Raw genomic sequence first — 8,387 nt, forward strand, 5'->3', positions numbered from 1 at the left:
TGGCCAGTTCCTCGATCACGACGGTCTCGCGGACCCGGACCACTTCGAGCGGGGCGTCGAGGTCCCGGGCGAGCGCCGCGGCCGCGTCGACGATCGCGTCCGCGTCGGCGGTGGCCCCGACGGCGACGACGACCGGCCGGGCGTCCGCGGGGGCCACGGCACCGACCGGCACGAACGGCACGACTGCCTCGCTGTCCCCCGACTCGGCCGCGGTGACCAGCTTGTGGCCGGTGGCGAGCACGACGATGGCCAGCAGGAACGCCACGCCGCCCAGGTAGAACGGGACGCTGAGGTCGAAGCGGTCGGCCAGCTTGCCGGCCACGAACGGGGCCAGGCCGCCGCCGATGAAGCGCACGAAGCCGTACGCGGAGGAGGCCACCGACCGCTCGACCGGCGCGACCAGCATGACCGCCTGGGTGGTCAGCGTGTTGTTGATGCCGATGAAAGCGCCGCTCACGATGACGGCGACGATGACGGTCCGCGGGGTCGAGACGCCGGCCGCGATGACCGCCATGACGATGGCCAGCGCGGCCATGTTGGCGTAGAGCACCTTCGCGGTGCCGAAGCGGGCCTGCAGCCGCGGGGCGAAGAAGACACTGAAGGCGGCGACCAGCAGGCCCCAGCCGGTGAAGACCAGGCCGAGCTGGTGCGCGTCCAGCTCCATCGGGTACGGCGCGTAGCCCAGCATGGTGAAGAAGCCCCAGTTGTAGAGCAGCGCCATGATGCCCATGGTCAGCAGCCCACGGTGGCGCAACGCCTTGAGCGGCGCGGCCAGTGACGTGGGCTGAGCCGGCCGGGGCAGCGAGGGCACGAAGGCGATCGTGGCGATCATCGCGATGGCCATCAGCACCGCGACCCCGAAGAACGGGCCACGCCAGCTGATGCTGCCCAGCTCGCCGCCGAGCAGTGGGCCGACGGCGATGCCGAGCCCGAGGGCGGTCTCGTAGAGGATGATCGCGCCCGCGAAGCCGCTGGTGGCTGAGGCGACGATGACGGCCAGGCTGGTCGCGATGAACAGCGCGTTGCCCAGCCCCCAGCCGGCCCGGAAGCCGACGATCTGGCCGACGGTGTCGGAGGTGCCGGCCAGCGCGGCGAAGACGACGATGATGCCCAGCCCGACGACCAGCGTGAGCTTGGGTCCGATCCGGCTGGCCACGGCGCCGACCACGAGCATCGCCACCGCGGTCACCACCAGGTAGCTGGTGAACAGCAGCGACACCTGGCTCGGCGTGGCGTGCAGGTCGTTCGCGAGGGCCGGCAGGATCGGGTCGACGAGCCCGATGCCCATGAACGAGATGACACAGGCGAAGGCCACCGCCCAGACGGCGCGGGGCTGCTTGAAGGGGTTGGTCGCGGGTCGGTGCGGTGCGGTCATGGGGTGGGCTCCTGGAAGTCGGGGGTACGGACCTCGATGAGCCGGGTCAGCGCCGGCAGGGCGTGCTCGATGGCCGCCCGGTCGTCGGGGTCGAGCTGGTCCAGCAACCGGCTCAGCGCCTCGGCCCGCTGGGCGTGCCGCAGGGCGACCAGCTCGCGGCCGGCGGCGGTCACCTCCACCAGCACGGCACGGCGGTCGCCGGTGCCGGCCGTACGGGTGACCCAGCCGTCGCGTTCCAGCCGCCCGACGAGCTGGGTCATGCCGGGCTGCGACAGGCGTTCCTGGCCGGCGAGGTCGGTCAGCCGCTGGGGTCCCTGCCGGACGAGCCGGCCGAGCAGCATCAGCGCCGACATGCTGAGGTCGCCGGCGGTGGCGAGCTGCCGGACCAGCCGGGTCAGCTGCTCCAGCGCCGTGGCGAGTTCTCCGCCGATTTGCATAGCTGCATTATGCATCTATACACCCGGGGAGAGCCAGTAAGCCACCTCACACCGACCTGATCCCACGCGTCCCGAGCCGGTCACTCGGGCCCGAAAGAGAACACAAAATAACGGACTTATACGGCGTCGTGCCCTCGGTTCACTTAACGGACAACCCTTCCTCAGCCAAAGGCTACGAACCGGCGCAGACCTGTTCACCCTGCGTTCACTTATGCCCGGGGAGCCGGTCACCTCGCGCTCTTAGCTTTCCGGGTGTGCCGATGAGAGTTCGGCCGGCCGGGACTACGGAGCCCGGAGTTGTTATTCATTCGAAGGGAAACCCGTTGAAGCTCCAGCGGTTCTACGTTGCCGGCATTGCCTTGACCGCCTCGGTCGCGCTCGCGGCATGCGGCTCTGACAACACCGACTCGCCTGCCGCCGGCGGTGCCTCGGCCGCCTCCGCGAACTGCGCGGCCGGCGACCTGACGGCCCAGGGTTCTTCGGCGCAGAAGAACGCCATGGACGAGTGGATCAAGGCCTACCAGGGCCAGTGCTCGGGCGCCAAGATCGGCTACGAGGGCACCGGCTCCGGCGCGGGCATCCAGGCGTTCATCGCCGGCACGGCCGACTTCGCCGGCTCCGACTCCGCCCTCAAGCCCGAGGAGCAGCCGCAGGCCGACGCCAAGTGCCCCGGCGGCCAGGCCCTCAACCTCCCGATGGTGATCGGCCCGATCGCCGTCGTCTACAACCTCGACGGCGTCGAGAACCTCCAGTTCTCGCCGGCCACCCTGGCCAAGATCTTCGCCGGCAAGGTCACCAAGTGGGACGACCCGGCGATCAAGGCGGAGAACGCCGACGCCAAGCTCCCGTCGACGGCGATCCAGGCCGTGCACCGCTCCGACGAGTCGGGCACCACCGACAACTTCACCAAGTACCTGAGCAAGACCGCCGAGGCCGACTGGACCTTCAGCAACGCCAAGGCCTGGAAGGCCCCGGGCGGCGTCGGTGCGGCCAAGTCGGACGGCGTGGCGACCGCAGTGAAGAGCACGGTCGGCGCGATCTCCTACGTCGAGCTCTCCTTCGCGGAGAACAGCGACCTGAAGAAGGCCAAGATCAAGAACGGTGCGGGTGAGTTCGTCGAGCTGACCGGCGAGAGCGCCGGTAAGACCATCGCCGGCGCCAAGGTCAAGGGCACCGGCAACGACCTGGCCCTCGACATCGACTACGCCACCACCGAGGCCGGCGCGTACCCGATCGTCCTGGTCACGTATGAGATCGCCTGCAGCAAGGGCAGCCCCAAGGCCGCGGCCATCAAGGGTTTCCTGAGCTACACCGCCAGCACCGGTGGCCAGTCCGCGCTCGCCGAGCTCGGCTACGCCCCGCTGCCGGAGGCAGTCCGCAGCAAGGTCGAGACCTCGGTCGCGGCCATCTCCTGATCCCCGTCCAACCACCCCGCCGCCGCCCTTGACCGGGCTGAAGGCAGCGCTATCCCACCCCCACTAGACGACAGCGAGCGAGCGAATGGGTGACTATCCCTCCCGCTCGGCGAGCACCGAAGCCGGCGGATCGAGCGTGACAGCACGTCACGCCCGATCCGCCGGCGGCGGCCTATCGCCGATCCCTCCCGATGATCTCGACGGCAGCCGCCCGCCGCTCGGTGGTGGGGGCGCCCTGCCCAGGAAAGCCCGGTTCTCGATGGAGACCGGCTTCCGGGCCCTCAGCACGTCCGCCGGCGCGATGGTGCTGGTCATCATCGTCGCCATCGCGATCTTCCTGATCTCGAAGGCTGTGCCCGCCCTGCAGGCCAACACCGAGAACTTCCTGACCTACAAGGCCTGGTTCCCCAACGACGCCGAGCCCAAGTTCGGCATCGCGGCGCTGGCCTTCGGCACGGTCCTGACCTCGATCATCGCGCTGATCGTCGCGGTGCCCATCGCCCTGGGCATCGCCCTGTTCCTCTCGCACTACGCGCCCAAGCGGCTGGCCAACCCGCTCGGCTTCATCATCGACCTGCTCGCCGCGGTGCCCAGCGTCGTCTTCGGCCTCTGGGGCCGGGACGTGTTCCGGGTGCCGGTGCAGGACTTCTCGGTCTGGCTGAACAAGTACTTCAGCTGGCTGCCGATCTTCGGCGGCGACGGCCCGTTCGGCCGGTCGATCCTGCTGGGCAGCCTGGTGCTGGCCATCATGGTGCTGCCGATCGTGACCTCGCTGTCGCGCGAGGTCTTCCAGCAGACCCCGCTGATGAACGAGGAGGCGGCGCTGGCCCTGGGCGCCACCAAGTGGGAGATGATCCGCACGGCGGTGGTGCCCTACGGCAAGCCCGGCGTCATCGCCGCGGTCATGCTGGGCCTGGGCCGCGCGCTCGGCGAGACCATCGCCCTCGCCCTGACGCTGGGCATCGTCTTCAACATCTCGTTCAACCTGATCGAGAGCGGCGGCAACAGCATCGCCGCCAACATCGCCAACACGTTCGGCGAGGCCAACGCCACCGGCCGCGGTGCGCTCATCGCCTCCGGCCTGGTGCTCTTCGCCATCACCCTGGTCGTCAACATGGCCGCGCGGGCGATCATCTACCGCCGCCGCGAGTTCCGGGACAGTGCCGCATGAGCGAGCTTGCGAGCGAATCATCAACTCGGCGCCCGACGAATGTCATCACCGGAGCGCCAGCGGAGGGGATGGCATGAGCCTGCTTGAGAGAGAAGTACCCGGCGTTGTCATGACGCCGGACAACATCCGGTCGAAGAAGCTGCCGCTGGTGATCGACCTGGGCATCGCCGTCGTCGCGCTGCTCGTGTCCGCGGCGGTCGTGCTCGGCCTCGGCCTGGGCAACTGGGTCCTCGTCATCGTGGTCGGCATCGTCTTCTACCTGACCGGGCTCTTCGCCGCGGCGACCCGCGTCGAGGGGCGCCGCTCGGCCCGCAACCGGCTCTGGAAGACGCTGATCTACGCGGCCTGCATCCTGGCGATCCTGCCGCTGGCCTCGGTGGTGTGGACGCTGGTCTCCAAGGGCGCGGCCCGCCTGGACGGCGACTTCTTCGGCAGCTCGATGAACAACATCGGCGCCCGGGACCCGAACGGCGGCGCGTACCACGCCATCATCGGCACCCTGGAGCAGGTCGGCATCGCCACCCTGATGGCCGTCCCGCTGGGCGTGCTGGGCGCGATCTACCTGGTCGAGTACGGCCGCGGCAAGTTCGCCCTGACCGTGCGCTTCTTCGTCGACGTCATGACCGGCATCCCGTCGATCGTGGCCGGCCTGTTCATCCTGGCGTTCTGGGTGCTGATCGTCAGCCCCTGGTTCAACAACGGCACGCCGCGCTTCTCCGGCTTCGCCGCCTCACTGGCGCTGACCGTGCTGATGTTGCCGACGATCGTGCGGTCCACCGAGGAGATGCTGCGGCTGGTGCCCGGGCCGCTGCGCGAGGGCGCGTACGCGCTGGGCGTGCCGCAGTGGAAGACGATCGTCAAGGTCGTCCTGCCCACCGCGCTGCCCGGCATCGTCACCGGCGTCATGCTCGCCGTGGCCCGCGCCGCCGGCGAGACCGCCCCGGTGCTGCTGGTGGCCGGTGGCGCCGCCGCGATCAACTTCGACCCGTTCGCCGGCAACCAGTCGTCGCTGGCGCTGTACGTGTACCAGCAGGCCGGCGACGCCTCCCGGTACGCCCCGGACCGCGCCTGGACGGCGGCACTGACGCTGGTCGCCCTGGTCCTCATCCTGACGATCGCGGCGAAGCTGCTCGCCCGCCGCAACCGGCTGACCTGACAAAGAGGTGTCCCCCATGGCCAAGCGCATCGAGGCGAGCAACGTCTCGTCCTACTACGGCTCGTTCAAGGCGATCGACAACATCTCCATGACCGTGGAGCCGAAGACGATCACCGCCCTGATCGGCCCGTCCGGTTGCGGCAAGTCGACGTTCCTGCGGTCCATCAACCGCATGCACGAGGTGCTGCCGAACGCCCGCATCGAGGGCCGGCTCACCATCGACGACCAGAACATCTACGACGCCGACGTCGACGTGACCGCCGTACGCCGGATGATCGGCATGGTGTTCCAGCGCCCCAACCCGTTCCCCACGATGTCGATCTACGAGAACGTGGTCGCCGGCCTGAAGCTCAACGGCGTCAAGAAGAAGTCCCTGCTGGACGAGGCGGCCGAGAAGTCGCTGCGGTCGGCCAACCTCTGGGACGAGGTCAAGGACCGGCTGGCCCGCCCGGGTGCCGGCCTCTCCGGCGGTCAGCAGCAGCGGCTCTGCATCGCCCGCACCATCGCGGTGCAGCCGCAGGTCGTGCTGATGGACGAGCCCTGCTCGGCCCTCGACCCGATCTCGACGCTGGCCATCGAGGACCTGATGTTCAAGCTCAAGGACCAGTTCACGATCATCATCGTCACGCACAACATGCAGCAGGCGGCCCGGGTCAGCGACAAGACCGGCTTCTTCTCGATCGAGAAGACCGGCGACCCCGGCCGGCTCATCGAGTACGACGACACCCAGAAGATCTTCAGCAACCCGACCGAGAAGAAGACCGAGGACTACATCACCGGCCGCTTCGGCTGATCACATGTGCAGCACGCCGCCGTCTTCCGTCAGCTCCACCCGGGGCATCACGGGGGCGGCGGCGTCGTGCTCCCCTTCCGCTCGCAGCACATCATCAATACTTCGGTACGCGGACAGATCGTTCAGCATCACCCGCGTAGGTGGCAGCATGGCCAGGCCGTTGGCGGCCGCCGGGCTGATCCACATGGTCCGGTCAGCCTCACCGGAGACGTCCCGCGCCGTCTGGGCCGGCGGCAGGGCCGCCACGAAGAACCACGTGTCGAAGCGCTTCGGCTCGAACTCCGGGGTGATCCACCGGGCCCACGGGACCAGTAGATCGTCGCGCAGCCGCAGCTGCCGCCGGTCGAGCAGCTCGGTCATGGTCAGCTCCCGCCGGTGCACAGCGACCCGGTCGGCCTCCCAGTCGGCGCCACTGACGTCGCCCACCAGCTCATCACCGGCCGGGCCCGCGAGCAGGACTCCCGCCTCCTCGAAGAGTTCACGCGCCGCCGCGCCCACCACGGCCTTCGCCTCCGGCTCGGGGACGCCCAGGCGCTCCGGCCAGTCGCTCCGGATCGTCCGCGGGAGGTCGTTACGGTCGACGCCGCCGCCCGGGAAGGCGTGAACGCCACCGAAGACCATCGTCGACGCGCGCCTGAGCACGTACACGTCGAAGGCCTCCGCGGCCGGGCGCAGCAGCACGACGGTGGCCGCCGGGCGGGCCGGGGCCGGCGGGCCGGCGAAGTCGCGGGCCCGCTGCAGCATGGCCGCCGGCAGCGGCATCGATTGGCTCACCCACCGATCTTCTCACCGGGGCGGGTACGGAGGATACGGTGGCGATCATGACCGAGAAGAACGTCCGCTGGGGGATCCTGGGCACCGGCGGCATCGCCAGCACCTTCGCGTCCGACCTGCCACTCGTGCCCGGTGCCGAGCTGGCCGCCGTCGGGTCCCGTACCGGTGCGGCCGCGACCGCCTTCGCCGAGCGGCACGGCTTCGCCCGCGCCCACGGATCCTGGGCCGGCCTGGCCGCCGACCCCGACGTCGACGTGATCTACGTGGCGACCCCGCACGCGTTCCACCTCGACGCGGCGCTGGCCTGTCTCGCGGGCGGTAAGGCGGTGCTGTGCGAGAAGCCGATGACCCTGGACCACGCGTCGTCGGCGCGGCTGGTGCGGGAGGCCGGCAGCCGGGGCCTGTTCCTGATGGAGGCCATGTGGATGCGCTGCAACCCGGCCGTCCGGCGGATCGTCGAGCTGGTCACCGAGGGCGCCATCGGCGAGGTCACGGCCGTGCACGCGGACTTCGGGCTGCAGGGGCCGTTCGAGGCGACGCACCGGCTGCGGGACCCCGCGCTGGGCGGCGGCGCCCTGCTCGACCTGGGCGTCTACCCGCTCAACCTGGCCCACCTGATCCTGGGCGCGCCCGCGACCGTGCACAGCTGGGCGCGACTGACGGCCGAGGGCGTGGACGACAACACCGGCATGCTGCTGGGCTACGACTCGGGCGCGGTCGCGGCGCTGACGTGCAGCCTGGTCGGCGAGACCCGCAACGCCGCCTCGATCACCGGCACGCTCGGCCGGATCGACCTGCCGCAGGGCTTCTTCGTGCCCCGCTCGTTCCGGCTGCACCGGGTGGGCGCGGAGCCGGAGGAGATCAGCTACCCGTTCGAGGGCAGCGGCTACCAGTACGAGGCGGCCGAGGTGCAACGCTGCCTGGCCGAGGGGCTGCTGGAGAGCCCGCTGATGCCGCACCGGACAACCCTGGAGATCATGACCCTGATGGACGGCATCCGGGCCCAGCTCGGCGTCGTCTACCCGGTCACCGGCTGAGCCGCGCCTCGGCGCCGAGCCGGGCCAGCTTGCCGGGGTTGCGCACGGCGTAGATGCCGGTGATCCGCCCGCCGTCGAGCACGAAGCTCACCGCTGTGTCGAGCTCGCCGCCGAGGTCGAGACGCATCGCCGGCGCGCCGTTGAGCCACATCGGCAGCACGGTGTAGCCCCGGTCCGCTCGATCTCCACCGATCGCAGGCTTTCAGCTGTCATGCCGAGCGACGCTACC

Annotated in this window: 9 protein-coding genes; 5 read left to right on the top strand and 4 right to left on the bottom strand. The window is 70.0% G+C overall.

What is annotated here, in order from left to right:
- Together AB0C29_RS22005 and AB0C29_RS22010 are read right to left on the bottom strand one after the other, a co-directional pair.
- On the bottom strand, positions 1–1,375 hold a 1,375-nt coding region (locus AB0C29_RS22005), incomplete at its 3' end, for an MFS transporter (RefSeq protein ID WP_360822948.1).
- Positions 1,372–1,812 carry a MarR family transcriptional regulator gene (locus AB0C29_RS22010; RefSeq protein ID WP_360822951.1) on the bottom strand — a complete coding sequence of 147 codons (441 nt, stop codon included), beginning with the start codon at positions 1,810–1,812 and terminating at the stop codon, positions 1,372–1,374. The genes AB0C29_RS22005 and AB0C29_RS22010, both read right to left, overlap by 4 nt.
- A 323-nt stretch (positions 1,813–2,135) precedes the next feature.
- On the opposite strand from AB0C29_RS22010, the gene pstS reads away from it, so the two are divergent.
- The 4 genes from pstS (at position 2,136) to pstB (ending at position 6,347) form a co-directional block, all read left to right on the top strand.
- A complete protein-coding gene (gene pstS / locus AB0C29_RS22015; RefSeq protein WP_360822953.1) occupies positions 2,136–3,227 on the top strand; it encodes a phosphate ABC transporter substrate-binding protein PstS in 1,092 nt (363 codons plus the stop codon).
- Between the two features lie 85 nt (positions 3,228–3,312).
- Complete coding sequence (pstC, locus tag AB0C29_RS22020) at positions 3,313–4,398, top strand: phosphate ABC transporter permease subunit PstC (RefSeq protein WP_360822956.1); 1,086 nt, start codon at positions 3,313–3,315, stop codon at positions 4,396–4,398.
- Between the two features lie 73 nt (positions 4,399–4,471).
- The gene (pstA, locus tag AB0C29_RS22025; RefSeq protein WP_360822959.1) at positions 4,472–5,554 is read left to right on the top strand and encodes a phosphate ABC transporter permease PstA; all 1,083 of its coding nucleotides are present in this window, start codon (positions 4,472–4,474) and stop codon (positions 5,552–5,554) included.
- Positions 5,555–5,570: 16 nt separating this feature from the next.
- Positions 5,571–6,347 carry a phosphate ABC transporter ATP-binding protein PstB gene (pstB, locus tag AB0C29_RS22030; protein ID WP_360822961.1) on the top strand — a complete coding sequence of 259 codons (777 nt, stop codon included), beginning with the start codon at positions 5,571–5,573 and terminating at the stop codon, positions 6,345–6,347.
- Here pstB and AB0C29_RS22035 read toward each other — a convergent pair whose 3' ends face one another.
- A complete protein-coding gene (locus tag AB0C29_RS22035) occupies positions 6,348–7,109 on the bottom strand; it encodes an NUDIX hydrolase (RefSeq protein WP_360822967.1) in 762 nt (253 codons plus the stop codon).
- 59 nt (positions 7,110–7,168) lie between these two features.
- Between AB0C29_RS22035 and AB0C29_RS22040 the strand changes: the two genes are divergently transcribed.
- On the top strand, positions 7,169–8,158 hold the full coding sequence (locus AB0C29_RS22040) for a Gfo/Idh/MocA family oxidoreductase (protein WP_360822963.1): 990 nt from the start codon (positions 7,169–7,171) through the stop codon (positions 8,156–8,158).
- Here AB0C29_RS22040 and AB0C29_RS22045 read toward each other — a convergent pair.
- Complete coding sequence (locus AB0C29_RS22045; RefSeq protein ID WP_360822965.1) at positions 8,148–8,309, bottom strand: hypothetical protein; 162 nt, start codon at positions 8,307–8,309, stop codon at positions 8,148–8,150. The genes AB0C29_RS22040 and AB0C29_RS22045 overlap by 11 nt on opposite strands.
- Positions 8,310–8,387: the final 78 nt, after the last annotated feature.

The sequence above is a fragment of the Actinoplanes sp. NPDC048791 genome (assembly GCF_040650095.1).
Lineage (GTDB): Bacteria > Actinomycetota > Actinomycetes > Mycobacteriales > Micromonosporaceae > Actinoplanes.